Origin of the sequence: Pseudoalteromonas sp. M8, assembly GCF_018141365.1 — a bacterium.
Taxonomy (GTDB): domain Bacteria; phylum Pseudomonadota; class Gammaproteobacteria; order Enterobacterales; family Alteromonadaceae; genus Pseudoalteromonas.
In genome coordinates this window covers 579,024-597,115 of record NZ_CP047240.1, presented here as the reverse complement: position 1 = coordinate 597,115, position 18,092 = coordinate 579,024, and the positions used below count along the sequence as shown (strand labels likewise).

16 protein-coding genes are annotated in these 18,092 nt (G+C 46.2%); 1 reads left to right on the top strand and 15 read right to left on the bottom strand.

The window, feature by feature from the left end; translation table 11 throughout:
- The first annotated feature begins 350 nt into the window (after positions 1–350).
- Positions 351–836 carry a DciA family protein gene (locus GSF13_RS07755; RefSeq protein ID WP_237116464.1) on the top strand — a complete coding sequence of 162 codons (486 nt, stop codon included), beginning with the start codon at positions 351–353 and terminating at the stop codon, positions 834–836.
- A gap of 44 nt (positions 837–880) precedes the next feature.
- Here GSF13_RS07755 and lpxC read toward each other — a convergent pair whose 3' ends face one another.
- The 15 genes from lpxC to rsmH form a co-directional block, all read right to left on the bottom strand.
- Positions 881–1,804 (bottom strand): UDP-3-O-acyl-N-acetylglucosamine deacetylase, encoded by a 924-nt coding sequence (gene lpxC, locus GSF13_RS07750; RefSeq protein WP_010368639.1) that lies wholly within the window; start codon positions 1,802–1,804, stop codon positions 881–883.
- 88 nt (positions 1,805–1,892) lie between these two features.
- Positions 1,893–3,143: a cell division protein FtsZ gene (ftsZ, locus tag GSF13_RS07745; RefSeq protein WP_211867722.1), complete on the bottom strand. Its 1,251-nt coding sequence runs from the start codon at positions 3,141–3,143 to the stop codon at positions 1,893–1,895.
- 21 nt (positions 3,144–3,164) lie between these two features.
- Positions 3,165–4,397 carry a cell division protein FtsA gene (gene ftsA, locus GSF13_RS07740; protein WP_010605798.1) on the bottom strand — a complete coding sequence of 411 codons (1,233 nt, stop codon included), beginning with the start codon at positions 4,395–4,397 and terminating at the stop codon, positions 3,165–3,167.
- Positions 4,394–5,179 carry a cell division protein FtsQ/DivIB gene (locus tag GSF13_RS07735; protein ID WP_174170439.1) on the bottom strand — a complete coding sequence of 262 codons (786 nt, stop codon included), beginning with the start codon at positions 5,177–5,179 and terminating at the stop codon, positions 4,394–4,396. Before GSF13_RS07735 ends, ftsA begins: the two co-directional genes overlap by 4 nt.
- Before the next feature lies 1 nt (position 5,180).
- Complete coding sequence (locus GSF13_RS07730; RefSeq protein ID WP_211867720.1) at positions 5,181–6,092, bottom strand: D-alanine--D-alanine ligase; 912 nt, start codon at positions 6,090–6,092, stop codon at positions 5,181–5,183.
- Positions 6,089–7,522 (bottom strand): UDP-N-acetylmuramate--L-alanine ligase, encoded by a 1,434-nt coding sequence (gene murC / locus GSF13_RS07725; RefSeq protein WP_017217163.1) that lies wholly within the window; start codon positions 7,520–7,522, stop codon positions 6,089–6,091. Before murC ends, GSF13_RS07730 begins: the two co-directional genes overlap by 4 nt.
- An 8-nt stretch (positions 7,523–7,530) precedes the next feature.
- Complete coding sequence (gene murG, locus GSF13_RS07720; RefSeq protein ID WP_010605802.1) at positions 7,531–8,598, bottom strand: undecaprenyldiphospho-muramoylpentapeptide beta-N-acetylglucosaminyltransferase; 1,068 nt, start codon at positions 8,596–8,598, stop codon at positions 7,531–7,533.
- The gene (gene ftsW / locus GSF13_RS07715; RefSeq protein WP_010368646.1) at positions 8,595–9,770 is read right to left on the bottom strand and encodes a cell division protein FtsW; all 1,176 of its coding nucleotides are present in this window, start codon (positions 9,768–9,770) and stop codon (positions 8,595–8,597) included. The genes murG and ftsW overlap by 4 nt, the downstream gene beginning before the upstream one ends.
- Positions 9,767–11,089: a UDP-N-acetylmuramoyl-L-alanine--D-glutamate ligase gene (murD, locus tag GSF13_RS07710; RefSeq protein ID WP_211867718.1), complete on the bottom strand. Its 1,323-nt coding sequence runs from the start codon at positions 11,087–11,089 to the stop codon at positions 9,767–9,769. The genes ftsW and murD overlap by 4 nt, the downstream gene beginning before the upstream one ends.
- Positions 11,089–12,171 carry a phospho-N-acetylmuramoyl-pentapeptide-transferase gene (mraY, locus tag GSF13_RS07705; protein WP_010368649.1) on the bottom strand — a complete coding sequence of 361 codons (1,083 nt, stop codon included), beginning with the start codon at positions 12,169–12,171 and terminating at the stop codon, positions 11,089–11,091. Before mraY ends, murD begins: the two co-directional genes overlap by 1 nt.
- Entirely contained in the window at positions 12,165–13,559 is a 1,395-nt protein-coding gene (murF, locus tag GSF13_RS07700; RefSeq protein ID WP_102056076.1) for a UDP-N-acetylmuramoyl-tripeptide--D-alanyl-D-alanine ligase, read from the bottom strand. Before murF ends, mraY begins: the two co-directional genes overlap by 7 nt.
- A complete protein-coding gene (locus tag GSF13_RS07695) occupies positions 13,556–15,019 on the bottom strand; it encodes a UDP-N-acetylmuramoyl-L-alanyl-D-glutamate--2,6-diaminopimelate ligase (protein WP_211867716.1) in 1,464 nt (487 codons plus the stop codon). Before GSF13_RS07695 ends, murF begins: the two co-directional genes overlap by 4 nt.
- Positions 15,012–16,826, bottom strand: a complete 1,815-nt coding sequence (locus tag GSF13_RS07690) for a penicillin-binding transpeptidase domain-containing protein (RefSeq protein ID WP_211867714.1) — start codon at positions 16,824–16,826, stop codon at positions 15,012–15,014. The genes GSF13_RS07695 and GSF13_RS07690 overlap by 8 nt, the downstream gene beginning before the upstream one ends.
- On the bottom strand, positions 16,823–17,146 hold the full coding sequence (gene ftsL / locus GSF13_RS07685; protein ID WP_010368658.1) for a cell division protein FtsL: 324 nt from the start codon (positions 17,144–17,146) through the stop codon (positions 16,823–16,825). Before ftsL ends, GSF13_RS07690 begins: the two co-directional genes overlap by 4 nt.
- Positions 17,146–18,078, bottom strand: a complete 933-nt coding sequence (gene rsmH / locus GSF13_RS07680) for a 16S rRNA (cytosine(1402)-N(4))-methyltransferase RsmH (RefSeq protein WP_039494187.1) — start codon at positions 18,076–18,078, stop codon at positions 17,146–17,148. Before rsmH ends, ftsL begins: the two co-directional genes overlap by 1 nt.
- Positions 18,079–18,092 lie beyond the last annotated feature (14 nt).

Sequence of the window (18,092 nt, the reverse complement as noted above, 5' to 3'; positions counted from 1 at the left end):
GAGCATTTTGTATCTTGCCGAGTTAAAATTATGCCCTATCATACCAGACTCTTTGTTTCTGCAAACCTTATTGGGTAAATAATACCAAGTTCAATTGCAAGAAATCTTTACTGTTGGGCGTAAGCGTACCGTTGCAAGTGATAAAGTTTAGTTAGCATCTAACTCGACTCAGTTATTCGAGTACAGAGCTAAGCGCTTTCGACAACAAATGTTGGTACTTTTGGATTTCTCAAAAATTTGTCTCTGATATACTTAGAAGACTGAGAAACCACCAGTACGGAGTAAATTGACTCCGTATTATCCCGATATGGCGGTTATTTTTTATTTTTCAACCTATGGGAAGTAAGTCATTGGCTAAAAATCGCTACAATCCAAAACCGCTTGATGAAGTGATGGGTGGGTGGTCAGATAAACTCAATCAATATGGCCAAAAAAGCGCCCAAGCGGCACAGTTACAGAGCTGCTTGGAAGAGACTCTAGGCCCTATCCTGAGTAAGAAATGCCGTGTTGCTCACTACAAAGAAGGAACACTGACAATAGAAGCTGCTTCAGCAACGCTTGCGACCCGGTTAAACTTTTTGAAAATGGATATTCTCAGTGCATTTAGAAAAGTTGGATTACATGACTGTGCATTGGTTAAAATTACCACCAATCCAGAAGCTCAGCAGCGTCTCACCAACAAGGTGGAATCCCAATCTTCGACCTATCAAGCCAATCGCAGTATGAGCCAAGCCACTGGCGAGCATTTGCTAGCGCTGGCGCAGTCCGCTCCACCGTCGCTTAAGGAGAAACTAGAAAGACTCGCTAAACACGCAAACACAACGCAAAAAAAATGACGCCTTAGCGTCATTTTTTATCAAACTGTATTAGCCTAAAAGTCTTATGCCGTTGCGGTATTGATACCCGCTTCCATTCCTGGTGCTGGCATACTGACTGGCTCTTCGAACGTTGCCCACTCCCACGCTGACTCAGTTGCCATGATTTCACGAAGCAACATATTGTTTAGGCCGTGGCCTGATTTATAGCATGAGATCTTACCTAAAATGTTGTGACCTGCCATAAACATATCACCGACACAGTCTAAGATCTTGTGTTTAACAAACTCATCCGCATAGCGCAGGCCATCAGGATTTAATACTTTAAACTGGTCTAAAACAACCGCATTATCCATGCTGCCACCTAAGGCTAGGTTGTTTGCATGCATGTATTCAATATCACGCATAAAACCAAAAGTACGAGCACGACTGATCTCTTCCGTAAAGCTTTGAGCGGTAATGTCTAATCCAATACGTTGGCGGCTAGCGTTGATCGCAGGGTGATTGAAGTCGATTTCAAAGTCGATGTGAAAACCATCGTAAGGCTCAATTTCAGCCCACTTGTCGCCATCTTCAACACGCACTTTTTCTTTGATGCGAATAAAGCGCTTGGCAGCGTTTTGCTCTTCAATACCGCCTTTTTGAATTAAGTAGATGAATGGCAATGCACTGCCATCCATAATAGGCACTTCGGCGCTGTCTAGCTCTACGATGAGGTTATCAATCCCAAGCGCAGCTACCGCGGCAATCAAATGCTCGGTAGTAGACAAGCGAACGCCGTCTTTATTTGTTAAACACGTACACAGTTGCGTGTCGCCCACAGCTTCCGGTGTTGTTTCAAAATCAACAACAGGGTCTAGATCAACGCGGCGAAATACAACACCTGTATTCACACCAGCTGGTCGGAGAGTGATCGTGACCTTTTCACCTTTGTGTAAACCTACACCTGTGGCTTTAACGACTTGTGCAATCGTACGTTGTTTAATCATATATTCGCCCACTTAAATTCTAGATAGGCGGCGGAGTATAACATAGTTCCACCAAACTGCCAATCTTTGTTTATTTTTTATACCAACTTTAGTCTGACTGCTTACGTAAAAAAGCCGGAATATCGAAGTAGTCACCTTTTTCTTTACTGTCGCTGCCTTTTGCGCTTGCTGAACTAGAAGCTTGTTGTGGCTTCTGCTCTTGCAATTGCACTTGCGGTGCAGGCGCTTCAGCTGGTTGCTCAGGTTCTGCCGCTGACGTTTGCGGTTGCGTAAAGCTTGGCACATACATGCTCGTTTGTGAGCTAGTTTGAGTGCCACCTACCGCATCTGAGCCTGAAGCTTGTCTAAAGCCATTGTCTACAATACCAAATTGCGGACGACGGTCACCACCTAAGCCTGTAGCAACCACGGTCACTCTAAGCTCTTCGCTCATTTCAGGGTCAATAACAGCACCCACTACCACAGTCGCGTTCTCAGACGCTAACGCTTTAACATGGTTACCAACGACCTCAAATTCTTCGATAGTAATGTCCATGCCAGCGGTGATATTCACCAAAATGCCTTTCGCGCCAGTTAGATCAACATCTTCTAAAAGCGGGCTAGAAATCGCGGCTTCCGCTGCTTCTTGTGCACGATCAGGACCTGTTGCCGAAGCCGTCCCCATCATTGCAGTACCCATTGCTGACATCACGGTTCTCACATCCGCAAAGTCAACGTTGATTAGACCTGAGCGTGTGATCAGCTCTGCAATACCTTGTACCGCGCCATAAAGCACATCATTTGCTTTAGCGAAGGCATCTAGCAGTGTAGTCCCTTTACCAAGAACTTTAAGCAATTTGTTGTTTGGAATTGTAATAAGTGAATCTACAATTTCTGACAACTCAGCAATACCTTGCTCAGCCGCAGCCATGCGCTTTTTACCCTCGAGATCGAAAGGACGCGTTACTACAGCCACAGTCAAAATACCTAGTTCTTTTGCTGCGCGTGCAACAACAGGTGCGGCACCGGTACCTGTACCGCCGCCCATACCGGCTGCGATAAATACCATGTCTGCGCCTTCAAGGCTGCTCTTGATGGTTTCTAGATCTTCTTCTGCTGCGCTGCGGCCCACTTCTGGGTTTGCGCCAGCTCCAAGACCTGAGGTAATCTGAGTACCCAGCTGTACGGTAATATCCGCAGACGAACGGCGTAACGCTTGTGCGTCCGTATTCGCTACGATAAAACGTACACCTTCAATTTCTTGGTTTACCATGTGTTCTACGGCGTTACCGCCGCCGCCACCGACACCGATGACTTTAATGACAGCTTCTTCGCTGTGCTGCTCCATAATATCAAACATCTTCACTCTCCGACTTGAGTATTAAAACTCGCCTTGGAACCATTTTGTAACACGGTTCCACCAACTCCCCTCTGCATCTACTTTCGACTTCTGTGCATTCATCGATTGTAGTGAACGGCCGTATTGTAACAAACCTACCGCCGTTGCATATGCAGGGTCATCCACATAATCTGTTAATCCCTTAATGCCAATTGGTTTCCCTATTCTTACTGGCATTTGGAATATATCTTCTGCGACTTCTTGTGCACCTTGCATCTTGGCGCTACCGCCTGTGATAACAAGACCTGCCGCAATTTGATCTTCAAAACCTGAGCGACGTAATTCTTCTTGTGCAAGCTCAAACAGTTCTCTAAATCTTGGCTCTACCACTTCAGACAAAGTATGACGAGACATTACCCGAGCAGGACGCCCACCAACACTTGGTACTTCGATGGTTTCTTCACTTGATGCCATTTGGCTCGACGCGAAGGCATATTGTACTTTCAGAGACTCGGCATGCGAAATAGGTGTTCTAAATATTTTTGCTATATCGCCTGTGACCTGATTGCCCGCAACTGGGATCACGGCAGTATGGCGCAACGCTCCATTCACATAAATCGCAATATCCATGGTACCACCACCGATATCTAATACCGCAACACCAAGCTCTTTTTCGTCTTCAGTCAACACTGAGTAACATGACGCCAAGGCGTTAAACGTTAATTGGTCTACCTGCAAACCACAGCGTTCAACACACTTTTCAATATTCTTTGCCATGTCATTCGAACACGTAATGATATGTGCTTTCGCTTCCATCCTTACGCCACTCATACCCAGAGGGTTTTTGATCCCCTCTTGCATGTCGATGCTATATTCCTGCGGCAATGAGTGCAGCATTTTGCGTTCGGCAGACATAGGCACAGAGCGTGCAATGTGAATAACATTGGCAATATCATCGTCTGTGACTTCAGCATTGTTTATTGCCACCACGCCACTTTCGTTTTGACACTGAATATGTTTGCCTGAGATCCCCAAATAAACCGAGCTTATTCTGCAATCGGCCATTAGCTCTGCTTCATCTACAGCGCGTTTAATAGACTCAGAAACGAGGTCTAAATCGTTTACCCCGCCCTTATCCATGCCGTGAGACTCTTGGCGTCCGACACCGACAATACTAAGTTGATTGTCCACAGTGATCTCCCCAACTGTGGCGACGACCTTTGATGTGCCAACATCTAATCCAATCACTAAGTTTCTTTCTGCCGACTTTGTCATGCTTCACTCTTGTTATTTTGTTGTTCTTGCTGCTCAGTAGGTTCTTTCCAACTCACTGCCAGTCCCGTGTCGTAGCGTAAATCAATGACATCGATTACTTTACCTTCAGGGCGTTCCATACGTGGATACACGTCGATAAAACGTTGTACTCGTTTGGCTTTATCTTCACGCCCTAAATTTAAGCGGATCCCATTGTCCAGCCATAGCTGCCAAGCAAATCGTTCTGAAAGCGCTAAACTTTCCAACGTAAACTGATTTACCGCCAACAAGGCTTTAAACTGCTTAAATGTTTGCCATGCTTCTTCAGCACTTCCTTCAGGGCCATATAATTCAGGCAGCCCTTGCGGCAATTTGTTACTACTCGCTTGGAATACTTCGCCATCATCATTGAGTAATGAATCGCTATTCCAATGCGCAACCGGCTGATGTTCCACTACATAGACTTGCAGCGTATCCGGCCATTGTTTTCTGACTGACACTGTCGCAATCCAAGGTAAAGACTTTACTGCCTTGTGGACTGCTTTTACATCAAGCTCAAAAAAACTATTTAAATCTGCGGTTTTAATTGCCGCCACAATGTCATCTTCATTGGTATAATGCGGTTTACCGAGCACTTTGAGTGTTTTTATTTGCGCATCATGATGTGCAACTAACCAATCACTTACCCAGTATGTTCCTCTTACCAATGTAAAAATCACCACAAAGAAGAAGCTAAGTCCCCAAAAAAGAGGCCAGTTCACTCTTGAACTGATCAGCTTCAACCCTGCTAAAAATGCTCGCATATTAAAGCGTTTGCTCCAAAATGCGAACAACTAATTGCTCAAAACTTACACCCGTTGCTTTTGCTGCCATCGGCACCAACGACTTTTCAGTCATACCAGGTACAGTATTTACCTCGAGTAGATAGAAATGACCTTGCTCATCTTGCATGGCGTCAACACGTCCCCAACCAGTGGCACCAACCAATTCAAAAGCGTGCTTTGCCATCACTTGTAATTGCTCAGTGTGTGCAGCGCTAATATCCGCCGGACAATAATACTCGGTACTGTTGACTTGGTATTTCGCTTCATAATCGTAAAAACCACGAGGCGTACGCATTTCAATAACAGGCAATGCCTCTTTAGCGAGCATAGACACGGTAAACTCACGTCCAGTGATCCATTGTTCAACGAGAACTTGATCGTCAAACTTAAAGGCATTATTTAATGCCGCAGTCAGGGTTTCTTCGCTGTCTGCCTGAGCCATACCTATGCTCGAGCCTTCGTGACTTGGCTTTACCATGACTTTGCCAAACTCAGCGATTAGCGCCTTAGCGTCAAAACCCGTCTCTTTGCTTACGACAGCATAAGGTGCCGTACTTAACTTGGCAGACTGAAACAGATGCTTACAGCGGACTTTATCCATTGCAAGCGCACTACCAAGTACACCGCTTCCTGTATATGGTATTCCCATAAACTCAAGCGCACCTTGAATAGTACCATCTTCACCGCCACGGCCATGCAGTGCAATGAATACGCGATCCACACCTAGGTCTTTAAGTTGCCATAAATTACGTTCTGCTGGATCAAAAGCAATCGCATCTATACCTTGATTAACGAAGGCATTTAGCACTGCATTACCAGACTTTAGCGACACCTCTCGCTCTGCTGAACTACCGCCAAGTAATACGGCTACTTTTCCAAACTGACTACTCATAATTCACTCTGTTTTAACTGCGCTATCGATAGCCCGGTGGCGGCTAACTGCTTCACGATTTGACCTATATTGCCGGCCCCTTGCGTCAACACTAAATCACCATCTTCCATGGTGCTTGCCAACACTTTCGCCAATTCACCATGGTCACTGATATGGATCGGCTCAACGCCACGTTGACGGAGACTACGGCACAAACTTTTACTATCCGCACCAACGATAGGCGCTTCACCGGCACTATATACATCTAACAGCAGTAGTTTATCAACATCGCAAAGCACTTTTACGAAATCTTCATATAAATCGCGTGTTCGACTATAGCGATGTGGCTGATAAATCATAACCAAACGCTTATCAGGCCAACCAGACTTAGCGGCTTTTATCGTCATCGCAACTTCAGACGGATGGTGACCATAATCATCAACCAGCATCACCTCACCCACTTCATTATTGAATGAGCCGTAATGCTGGAAGCGACGTCCTACCCCTTCAAAGTTGGCTAACGCCTGATAAATCGCTTCGTTTTCAATATTGTGATCTTTTGCAACCGCAATAGATGCCAGCGCATTCAATGCGTTGTGCTTACCTGGCATATTTAGCTTCACTTCAAGTAACTCACCGTCTTTGGTTCTGACTTTAAAGTGTGATTCACTTTGTGTTTGCTTGAAGTCCAATAACTGATAATCCGCATCGTTAGCCTCACCATACGTGATTGTCGGCCTTGCAAAGCGTGGCAATAATTCTCTCACGACTGGCGAATCGATACACACCACCGCCAGACCATAAAATGGTAAGTTATGGATAAACTCGATGTAGGTGTCTTTCATTTTTTCGAAGTCACCGTCGTAAGTATCCATGTGATCTTCTTCGATATTTGTTACCACCGACACCATCGGCTGCAAATGCAAAAACGATGCATCACTCTCATCCGCTTCTGCGATAAGGTATTCACTGCTGCCCACTTTGGCATTACTACCAGCACTATTGAGCAAGCCACCGATAATAAAGGTTGGATCCAGCTCAGCCCGCGCAAAAATACTCGCAATCAGGCTCGTCGTTGTGGTCTTACCATGTGTTCCAGCTACCGCAATCCCGTGACGAAAGCGCATCAACTCGGCGAGCATTTCGGCGCGACGAACGATTGGCGTACGGTTTGCCTTCGCCGCTTGGATCTCTGGGTTTTGGTCGTTGATTGCACTCGATACCACAACCACATCGGCCATTTTTACATTTTCAGCTTGGTGGCCGATAAAGATCTCGGCGCCCATATTTGTTAATCGCTCTGTCATCGTACTTTTGGCGATATCTGAGCCTGTAATTCGGTAACCTTCAAAGGCCAGCACTTCTGCAATCCCACCCATACCAGCACCACCAATCCCGATAAAGTGGATGGTGTTGATACGTCGCATTGCTCTTCTGCTTGAAGCTTCCATTTAATATCCTAGTTCGATAATTCTGTACAAATTTGGGCAACTTTCGCTGTTGCCTCCGACTTACCGCATTGTCTCGCTTTTGCTGCCATGGTCGCAATTTTTTGCGGCTCAATAACAAGTGGCTGCAGTGTCGTTGCTAGCGTTTCTGGCGTCAGTGCAGTTTGCTGTAATATATAAGCAGCCCCAGCCGACACTAAAAATTGCGCGTTAGCCGTCTGGTGATCGTCAACGGCATGTGGGAAAGGCACAAAAATCGCCGTTTTCCCAGCTGCGGCTATTTCACTCACGGTAAGCGCACCGGCACGGCAAATAACCAAGTCAGCCCAAGCGTATGCGGCATCCATATCATGAATGAACTCGCTGACCTCAGCATTAATGCCTGCACTTTCATATCGTTGTTGTGTATCGTCTTGGTTATGTTTACCGCTTTGATGGCGAATATTTAATCCGATACTGGCCACCTGTAGCTTTAGTAACTTGAGTCCTTCTGGCACGGTTTCATTCAGTGCTTTTGCTCCCAATGAACCACCGACAATTAATAGATTTAACGGCACTGAAACGGGTTTATCGCTAATCTCAGCAACACTTGCACGTACCGGATTCCCCACAACCTGAGCGAGCTTTTCATTGAATGCGCCGGGAAAACCCGCTAATACGCGACTTGCAATTTTCGCCAGCAACTTATTGCTCATACCCGCAACCGCATTTTGCTCATGGATCACCAAAGGGATCCCAAGCAGTTTCGCAGCAACACCTACAGGGCCAGTTACATAACCGCCCATGGCTAACACCACATCAGGTTTGCGCTGTTGTAAAATACGCTTTGCTGCAAGTATCGCTTTTAAAACCATAAATGGTGCTGTTAGTAATCGTTTGACCCCGTTACCACGGACGCCTTTCATAGCAATAAAATCAATTTCAAAACCGTAACGCGGCACCACATCGGCTTCCATTCGGTCCGCAGTGCCAACCCAGCTCACTTGCCAAGCCTGCGCCTGTAAAAATTGTGCCACTGCAATACCTGGAAAAATATGTCCACCTGTACCGCCCGCGACCACTAGAAGACGTTTTGTCATCGCCTACCTCCACGGGATGTTGCCTGCCTTGTCGACATTTTTGTCTCAAAATCTATACGTTGTAGAATGCCTGCCGCAATTGTCATCACCCAAAGGCTAGAGCCACCGTAAGAAACAAATGGCAGTGTTAAACCTTTAGTGGGTAAAATGCCAGCGCTCGCACCAATATTAACGACTGCCTGAAAGGCAAACCAAATACCAATGCCCAAGGCAAAATACCCTTCGTATTCTTTACCTGCTTTAAGGGCCTTTTGCCCGATAAAGAGCGCTCGAGTAACCAATACGCCGAGTACAATAATAATGCTAAATACCCCAATAAAGCCCAGCTCTTCCGCTATTACAGCGAAAATAAAGTCATTATGTGCTTCCGGCAAATACTGTAGCTTTTGTATGCTATTACCCAAGCCTTGACCAAACCAGCCACCTTGGCCGTATGCCATTAGGGATTGTACCAATTGATAACCGGCGCCAAATGGATCTTCCCAAGGGTTTAAAAAGCCCACGACACGCTTCATACGATATGGCTCAATGATGATAAGCAGTACCACCAAAGAGACACCGGTAAGCATTAAGGTAAAAAACTGCCAAAGCCTTGCACCGGCTAAAAACAACAGGCCAACGGTCGTCACAAACATGACTACCACAGTACCTAAATCTGGTTGCATCAAAATTAAGAACGCATACACCGCAAACACAATCATTGGCTTGGCGAAGCCTTTGATGTTTTCTTGTACTTCATCGCGTTTACGTACCAAGTAGCCGGCAATATAGCTGAAGAAAAATAGCTTAGATGCCTCTGCTACTTGCAAACCAAAAGGACCAAGCGGGATCCAGCGTCTTGCACCATTTACTTCGCGACCAATAATGAGTACCGCCACTAACAGTACCAAGCCAAAAAGCAGCAAATATGGATTACTGCGTTTCCACCAAGTCATTGGCACACTTGTCGCGAACCAAAAGAGAATAAACGAGCCCACTAAAAAGATAACGTGGCGAATGGTAAAGTGAAAAGGGTTATCAAATAGTCGCTCGGCAACCGGCATAGAAGCACTTGTCACCATCACAAATCCCACTCCAATAAGCATGAGCATGCAGTACATCAAAGGTACGTCAAATAAGCTCTCGGACTGGCGAGGCGTTAGCGCCTCTTTGATATCAGCGACGTTAATCAAGCATGTTCCCCCACTAAACGGACGAACTCATCCCCACGCGCCATATAGTTTGGATACATGTCTATGCTGGCACAGGCTGGTGCTAATAGCACAATATCACCATTGGTCGCTATCGTTTTTGCCGCCAACACGGCTTCTTCCAAATTGTTGACTTGATGGCTATTGCGCAGCAGTGGCATAAACTGTGCACCGTCTTGCCCGAAACAAAATAGCGCTTTGCAATGCGTAGTGAGTGGCGTCTTGAGCGGTGAAAGATCTGCCCCTTTCGCATCACCACCCACGATCAAAATAATATTTTTGCGACCTGAAGCTAAAGAATCAATAGCGGCGACCGTCGAGCCAACATTCGTTGCCTTCGAATCGTTGAAGTAGCGAACCCCAGCAACATCGGCAACCAACTGACAACGATGAGGTAACCCCGTGAAACTCGCAAACACGCAGGCAAATGCCTGCATAGGCAATTGCATCGGCGCTAATAATGCTAATACCGCCAAGGCGTTAAATTGATTATGTCGCCCCACCATCGCCAACGTTTTTACCGCTAGCAATGGTGTTTGTTTGTGTGCGAAATACGCCTCACCGTCAAAGGTCATTAAGTGATAATCCCCCTCAGTGAGAGATACACTGCTGCCTTGCCCATGCTGCGCAAAGGTATAATGATCTTCAGCATTAAAGACAATATGTTCAACATGCTGGTAAATACGTTGCTTCGCTTCAATATAAGCTTGAAAATCAGGATAGCGATCCATGTGATCTTCAGTAATATTGAGGATCATTGCCGACAAACAAGCCAAGCTATGAGTGGTTTCAAGCTGAAAACTAGACAGCTCAAGTACATAAACATCATGCGGCTGCTCTAACAACGACAGCACAGACGTGCCAATATTGCCGCCAAGTCCAACTTTTAAGCCTGCGGCTTTCAATACTTCTGTCGCGAGCGTAACAACGGTGGACTTACCGTTCGAGCCCGTAACGGCAATCACAGGGCGGGTATTAAGGCGTGCAAATAGCTCGATATCGCCGATGACTTCAACGCCTTCGGCAATGGCTGCGGCAACGCTTTGTTCAAATAACGGGATCCCTGGGCTGATGATAATCAGATCCGTTTGCGCCAAAGCGGCATCAGCAAGATTGCCAAATACCGCTTCACATTCAGGTGCGTTGTGACTTAGCCAGTCCGAGCCCGGAGGCACTGGACGACTATCAACCACTTTTGGATTAATACCGTGCGACAGCAGAAAACGCACAATCCCCTGTCCTGTGACTCCAAGTCCCAGTACCGTGACATGCTTTTTCTGTAATTGCTCAATATACGTCATTATCTAATCTTCAACGTCGCAAGACCGGCCAAAACCAAGATAATCGAGATAATCCAAAAACGGACTATCACGCGCGGCTCAGGCCATCCTTTTAATTCGTAATGATGGTGAATCGGGGCCATCCTAAAGATCCGCTGACCTCTGAGTTTGTAAGACCCTACCTGTAAAATCACGGATAATGCCTCCATCACAAATACACCGCCCATAATGATCAGCACTAACTCTTGGCGTACTAAAATAGCGATGATCCCGAGTGCACCACCCAACGCCAATGAACCCACATCGCCCATAAAAACTTGTGCAGGATAGGTGTTAAACCATAAGAAACCAAGGCCTGCACCAACAATCGCCGTACATACCACAACCAGTTCACTCGTGAGTGGTAAATGAGGAATATGGAGGTAGCTTGAGAAATTCGCGTTACCAGTAACGTATGCAATAATAGCGAGTGCTGAGGCAACCAAAATGGTCGGAACAATGGCAAGACCATCCAAACCATCAGTCAGGTTAACTGCGTTTGACGTACCCACAATCACAAAGTAACTCATGACCAAATAGAACAAACCAAGTTGTGGTAATACATCTTTCAAAAATGGCACGACTAGCGTGGTTTCCGCAGCGCTGGTAGACGTAAAGTACAAAAATGCCGCCGTAGAGATCGCAATAACCGACTGCCAAAAGTATTTCCAACGTGCGATTAGGCCTTTACTGTCTTTTCTGATCACCTTGCGGTAATCGTCCACGAACCCAACAATACCTAAGCTGCCAATGACAAATAACGTCACCCATACATATTTGTTGCTAAGGTCGCCCCACAGTAGCGTACTGGTAAAGATCGCAGCAAGAATTAACAGTCCACCCATGGTTGGGGTACCCGACTTGGACAAGTGCGATTCAGGGCCATCATCACGTACGGTCTGACCAATCTGCATGCGCTGTAATGCAGCGATGAGTTTAGGGCCAAAATACAACGAAATCATTAAGGCCGTTAAAATGCCTAAAATCGCCCTCAACGTAAGGTAAGAAAATACGTTAAACCCAGAATAATATTGGGTAAGATACTCGGCTAGCCAAACTAACATGATACTTCTCCTGTCTCGCTATCCGACTGGCCAGCGTTTACTAATTCTTCAACGAGCAGTTCCATCCGCGCACTACGTGATCCTTTAACGATAACGGTGCATTGTCCTGATTGCTCGGCCAATACAACCCGTAACGCCTTCATTAAGTTCTCGCGAGTCGAGAAATGACGATTTGGCTTTTCAAATACATTGCTAGCGCTGCTACTCAGCACCCCCAATGAAAACAATTCATCAATGCCTTGCTGCTTAGCATACTCGCCGACTTCACGGTGATATTCGCGAGCATCTTCACCCAGTTCTGCCATATCACCCAACGCCAATACTTTATAGCCAGACATAGACGCCAGTAAATCAATCGCCGCGTTGACAGATTTCACGTTTGCATTGTAGGTGTCATCGACGACACGCAACGTGTCCGAGACTTGGATCATGTTGACACGGCCCTTTACTTCAGCCATTTTTCCAAGACCCGTTGCCACCTCACTTAAGCTTGCGCCAAGCTCGGTTGTCAATGCAGCCGCAATCAACGCATTGCCAACGTTGTGCTGGCCACTAAGCGGTAAACTAATGGTGGTACGCTCTTCTCCCAGACATAGCGTGAAGGTAGGGCGAGCTAGCTCATCCAACTCAATTGCTTCCACCCAAATATCAAGCTGAGCATTTAAGCTATAACGTTTCACTTTAGAAACAGCTAAGCTTTCCTGCCACATCTGAGCATAATCGCTATCCGCATTGATGACTGCGACACCGTCAGCTTTTAGGCCTGAGAAAATCTCACCTTTCGCTTTTCCTACGCCATCAATTGAACCAAACCCTTCGATGTGGGCTGGTGCGACGTTACATACTGTCGCCACGTCTGGACTTACTAATGCAGTGGTATAAGCAATTTCACCCAAGTGGTTAGCGCCGAGTTCTATCACCGCATATTCATCATCTTCACTTAAGCGCAATAGCGTCAACGGTACCCCGATGTCGTTATTAAAATTACCTTTCGTCGCAAGGACTTTGCCTTTTTGCGCCAAAATCGCCGCACACATTTCTTTCACTGTGGTTTTACCGACACTGCCGGTAATTGCAATGGTTTTAGGGGCGACAGTTTCAATCACTGCTCGGCCAATTTGGCCTAAAGCAATGCGCGTATCTGTAACAACAAACTGTGGTAAATCGATATCTTCATCGTGCTCAGAAACAATAGCTGCGATAGCACCGTGTGCTTTGGCCACACCCAAGAAACGGTGGCCGTCAAAGTTAGGCCCTTTAAGTGCTAGAAATACCTCTCCAGACTGTATTGTTCTGGTATCAGTATTAATATTGGCGACTGCCAAATTCTCCCCGTCGTAAGGGGTTTTTAAGACTGCTGCAAGCCAAGAAAAATCCATCTTGATCATGCCTTTTCCCCTCGTAAAATCGCTGCAACGCATTGCCTATCACAAAAATCAATGCGCTCAGTACCTATAATTTGATAACCCTCGTGCCCTTTCCCCGCAATCAGCACCACGCTGTTTTCATCAGCTAGGTCTATCGCGTGTTGAATGGCTAGCCCTCTATCTGGCTGGCAGACAGCATACTCAGGGTGGATGAGTCCTGCCTTAACGTCGTCAATGATTAAATTGGGATCTTCGCTTCGTGGATTATCACTGGTGATCACCAGTTTATCTGCATATTTCTCTGCAGCTCGCGCCATTTCAGGACGCTTGCCTTTATCTCTATCGCCACCGCAACCAAACACACAGATAAGATTACCCGGTACATGTGCTCGCAAAGCTTGTAGTGCAAGAGCCAAAGCGTCTGGGGTATGGGCATAATCAACAATGCATGTAGGTTTTTCAGGGGCACTAAATGGCTGCATGCGGCCTGCAACTGGCGCGAGTTGGCTGCAAGCTTCACTTAATGCTTCAAGACTTGCACCTTGCAATAGTAAAGTCGCAATCGCAGCAGCTAAATTATAAAGATTAAACTCACCATACAGCGGCACACTAACTTCACATTCACCCCAGCTGGTTTTTAATGTCGCCGTCAAACCATTTGGGTGTGCCGACACGGCATCAAAGAATACATATTGTTGGTAGCTATTTTTTTCACTCCAGCGACCGTAAACAACCACAGTGTCGTCGCCGAACTCAGCGGCCCAACTTGCACCCACTTCATCGTCAATATTGATGACTTTGTGATTTGGCGCACAGCGAGTGAATAGCAGTTTCTTAGCTTCTGCATAGCTTTGCATATCACCGTGATAATCTAAGTGATCGCGCGTCAAGTTGGTGAAAACAGCCACATCAAAGTCGCATTCGTCAACTCGACCTTGCACCAAGCCATGGGAAGAGACCTCCATCGCGACTTGATCATATTGTTGCTGTAAAAACGCCAAAATACGTTGTAAATCTACGTTTGACGGCGTGGTGTTTGCCAGCGGAATAAGGCTGTCTGGTTGACCATAACCAAGCGTACCTATCACAGCACCAGCACTACCGGTTAGGCTCGCTAAATTGGCAATCATTGCTGTCGTGGTAGATTTACCGTTGGTGCCAGTAACGCCTGTGAGTTTGAGATTTTTACTCGGGTATGCATAAAACTGCGCTGCAATTGCCGCCAACTTATCGGCAAGATTGTCGATAAAAATCGCTTGCTCTGGTGCAACATTAAGCTCGCTTCCCGTTTCTGCAAGCACACATTTAGCGCCTTGCGCAACGGCACTGGCGGCATATTTAGCACCGTCTTGGGCATGACCTTGCAGTGCAATAAAACAATCATCTGGCTCAATCGCTCGACTGTCTATGCGCAGATTCTCAACCTTAACAGGGGCAATATTGACACCATAATCACTGAGTACCTGAGCCAGATCACGCATCGTTATCTGCTCCAGAAATATAAGCCACGCGCTCTTTATCAGGCGCTACATTTAAAATTCTCAGTGCATTAGACATTATTTCAGCAAAAGCAGGCCCTGCGGTTTGACCGCCATAGTAAACATCTCCCGCCGGTTCATTAACCATCACCACAACCGCAAGCCTTGGGTCACTTACCGGTGCAACGCCCGCAAAATAACCAACGTACTCATCACCATAGCCACCCGCCACGGCTTTTTCTGAAGTACCTGTTTTACCAGCAGCACGGTATCCATCAACCTTTACGTTATGGGCAGTGCCGCCACGTTCAAATACTGACTCCATCATTTCTACCACGGCATGTGTATCTTGCTCGCTAAAAATACGCTTGCCTTCAGGAATTTCATCTTGCTTCACAATAGTGAGTGGTCGCAAGATACCGCCGGCTCCAAACATGGCGTAAAGTCTCGCCATTTGTGCAGTGCTTACAGATACTGCGTAACCATAAGAGAGTGTTGCAATTTCAAAGTTAGACCAACGGCGGTTTGGATAAAATAGACCTGCGCTTTCACCAATCATGTTTGAGCCCGTTGGCTCACCAAAACCCACTTGTTGGTATAGATTGATAAAATACTCTTTTGGCAGCATCTGCGAGATCTTCGCAACTCCCATGTTACTGGAGATTTTAAGGATCTCTCTTAAGCTCAGCTCACCATTGTTGCGAGTGTCTTTCACTAAGCCACCACTTAAGTTCATCCAGCCCGGATAGGTATCTATCGTGTCTGTTGCCTTAACTGCACCATAATTTAAACCAGCCAATACCGCTAAAGGCTTTAAGGTTGAACCGGGTTCAAATAGGTCAGTCATAGCACGATTGCGACGTTTATAAGGTGCGGCAGTACTTAGATCGTTAGGATTAAAGCTTGGGCTATTCACCAAAGCTAAAATTTCGCCAGTGTGTACATCAACAACTATCGCCGAACCAGAGGTAGCTTTGTAGCTCAGTACCGCCGACTTTAACGTGCGGTAGGCAATGGCTTGGATCCGTAAATCAATACTCAGGTAAACATCTTCTGGCTCAACACGCTGTTCTTCTGAAAGTACTTGTACTTCACGACCTTGCGCATCTTTTCGAATGGTGCGTTTACCAGCCGTACCGGTTAATGCAGAGTCGAACATACGCTCGACGCCTTCAATACCTTTGCCATCAATATCGGTTACACCAATCATGTGCGCTGTTACTTCGCCGCTTGGGTAAAAACGTTTGGACTCGTCAAGCAAGTGCACGCCCGGCAGGCGCATTTGACGAATATAGTTGGCAACAACCGCCGTCACTTGACGCTTCAAATAGACAAAACGACGGCTTGGGTCTCCCCTAAGCCGTTCATCGACATTTTCTGGTTTGAGTCTGAGTACATCTGCAAGCTCTTTCCACCTGAGCTCATCATCGTACCAAGCTTGTTTCCGTATTTTCAGCTCAGCATCATTTTGCTCTAACGCTTTATAATCTTCACCTTCTTTACGGGCTTTACGTAACACTTTTTTGGCAAGTGCCTTATCAATGGCAAGGGGATCTGCATAAACGCTCACAACTGGCACGCTCACAGCCAGCTCTTTGCCATTGCGGTCGAAGATCATACCTCGTTGGACATTGAGTTTCTCAACCCGTACGGTGCGCTTATCATTTTCTTCAATTGCCTTATCAGGCTCAATTACTTGCAAAAATGCAGCGCGTGCAACAAGCGTCATAAAAACGGTGAGCATCACGCCGCAAACTAGAGCAAAGCGCCAGGTGATAATAGATTGAGTTTTTTGCTTTTGTTTATTCATGGCAGCACAATCACCTGTTCATCTTTACTGGTTGGGCGTTTCATCTCTAACTGCATCTTGGCTATCTCTTCTATCCTTGCATGCTGAGAGTAAAACTCTTCTTCCACAACGAGGTAACGCCATTGTAGGTCTAACTCATCGCGCTGTTGTAATAGCTCATCCTGCTGTATCAATTGCTGGCGAGTTAAATGGGTAATTTGCACTACCGCGAGTGCAGAAATCAAAATCGTAAGTAGCAAGAATGCCGTCAACTTATTAGCAATGATGTAATAGCCTATTTCTACAAATAGATTCGGTTGACGTTGCTTACTTGCATTCATTAGAGCTTCTCCGCCACTCTTAATACTGAGCTTCGCGAGCGTGGATTTTGTGCAATCTCTGCATCGCTAGGCTTAATGGCTTTACCCACTGCCTTTAAGGTGAGATTTTGTTTAAGTTGTTCATCCGTTAAAGGCAGACCTCTGGGTATCGCCTCTCCCTTACTCTGCTTCTTGATAAACTGCTTTACAATGCGATCTTCTAGAGAATGAAACGAGATCACCACTAACCGACCACCAGGTTTTAACACCTCAAGTGACGCTTGCAATGCAGTCTGAATTTCTTCTAACTCGCTGTTAATATAAATACGAATAGCTTGGAAAGTACGAGTTGCAGGATGCTTATGTTTGTCCTTGACAGGCACAGCTTCATCTATCAGTTGCGCTAATTGCGCCGTCGTTGTAATCGCGGTGTGCTCACGTACTTCAATGACTTTACGAGCAATACGAGTGGCAAACTTTTCTTCGCCATACTTTTTGATCACAAACACCATTTCTTCAAGCTCTGCTTCAGCTAGCCACTGTGCAGCGCTGCGACCTGAGTCAGGATCCATACGCATATCCAATGGCCCGTCTTTCATAAAACTAAAGCCACGGTCTGCATCATCAAGCTGAGGTGAAGACACACCAATGTCCAACAAGATGCCATCTACCTGACCTAAGATACCGGCTTGTTCCGCGACAGATTTAATTTGCGAGAAGCGGCTTCGCGCTATAGAGAAACGTGTATCATCAGCAAACTTTTCAGCCGCTTTAATCGCTTGAGGGTCTTGATCTATGGCTTGTAAACGCCCAGTCGACAACCTTTTGAGGATTTCACCTGAATGCCCACCACGACCAAACGTCCCATCGATATATATACCTTCAGGGTTAATTGCTAGGGCATCTAGGGTTTCGGTCATTAATACCGAAATATGCTTAAACTCTTCGCTCATTAATTTGTTTACCC

Coding starts and splice junctions, on each gene's coding strand:
- lpxC (WP_010368639.1), bottom strand. CDS start 1,804: ATGATTAAACAACGTACGATTGCACAAGTCGTTAAAGCCACAGGTGTA.
- ftsZ (WP_211867722.1), bottom strand. CDS start 3,143: ATGTTTGATATTATGGAGCAGCACAGCGAAGAAGCTGTCATTAAAGTC.
- ftsA (WP_010605798.1), bottom strand. CDS start 4,397: ATGACAAAGTCGGCAGAAAGAAACTTAGTGATTGGATTAGATGTTGGC.
- GSF13_RS07735 (WP_174170439.1), bottom strand. CDS start 5,179: ATGCGAGCATTTTTAGCAGGGTTGAAGCTGATCAGTTCAAGAGTGAAC.
- GSF13_RS07730 (WP_211867720.1), bottom strand. CDS start 6,092: ATGAGTAGTCAGTTTGGAAAAGTAGCCGTATTACTTGGCGGTAGTTCA.
- murC (WP_017217163.1), bottom strand. CDS start 7,522: ATGGAAGCTTCAAGCAGAAGAGCAATGCGACGTATCAACACCATCCAC.
- murG (WP_010605802.1), bottom strand. CDS start 8,598: ATGACAAAACGTCTTCTAGTGGTCGCGGGCGGTACAGGTGGACATATT.
- murD (WP_211867718.1), bottom strand. CDS start 11,089: ATGACGTATATTGAGCAATTACAGAAAAAGCATGTCACGGTACTGGGA.
- mraY (WP_010368649.1), bottom strand. CDS start 12,171: ATGTTAGTTTGGCTAGCCGAGTATCTTACCCAATATTATTCTGGGTTT.
- murF (WP_102056076.1), bottom strand. CDS start 13,559: ATGATCAAGATGGATTTTTCTTGGCTTGCAGCAGTCTTAAAAACCCCT.
- GSF13_RS07695 (WP_211867716.1), bottom strand. CDS start 15,019: ATGCGTGATCTGGCTCAGGTACTCAGTGATTATGGTGTCAATATTGCC.
- GSF13_RS07690 (WP_211867714.1), bottom strand. CDS start 16,826: ATGAATAAACAAAAGCAAAAAACTCAATCTATTATCACCTGGCGCTTT.
- ftsL (WP_010368658.1), bottom strand. CDS start 17,146: ATGAATGCAAGTAAGCAACGTCAACCGAATCTATTTGTAGAAATAGGC.
- rsmH (WP_039494187.1), bottom strand. CDS start 18,078: ATGAGCGAAGAGTTTAAGCATATTTCGGTATTAATGACCGAAACCCTA.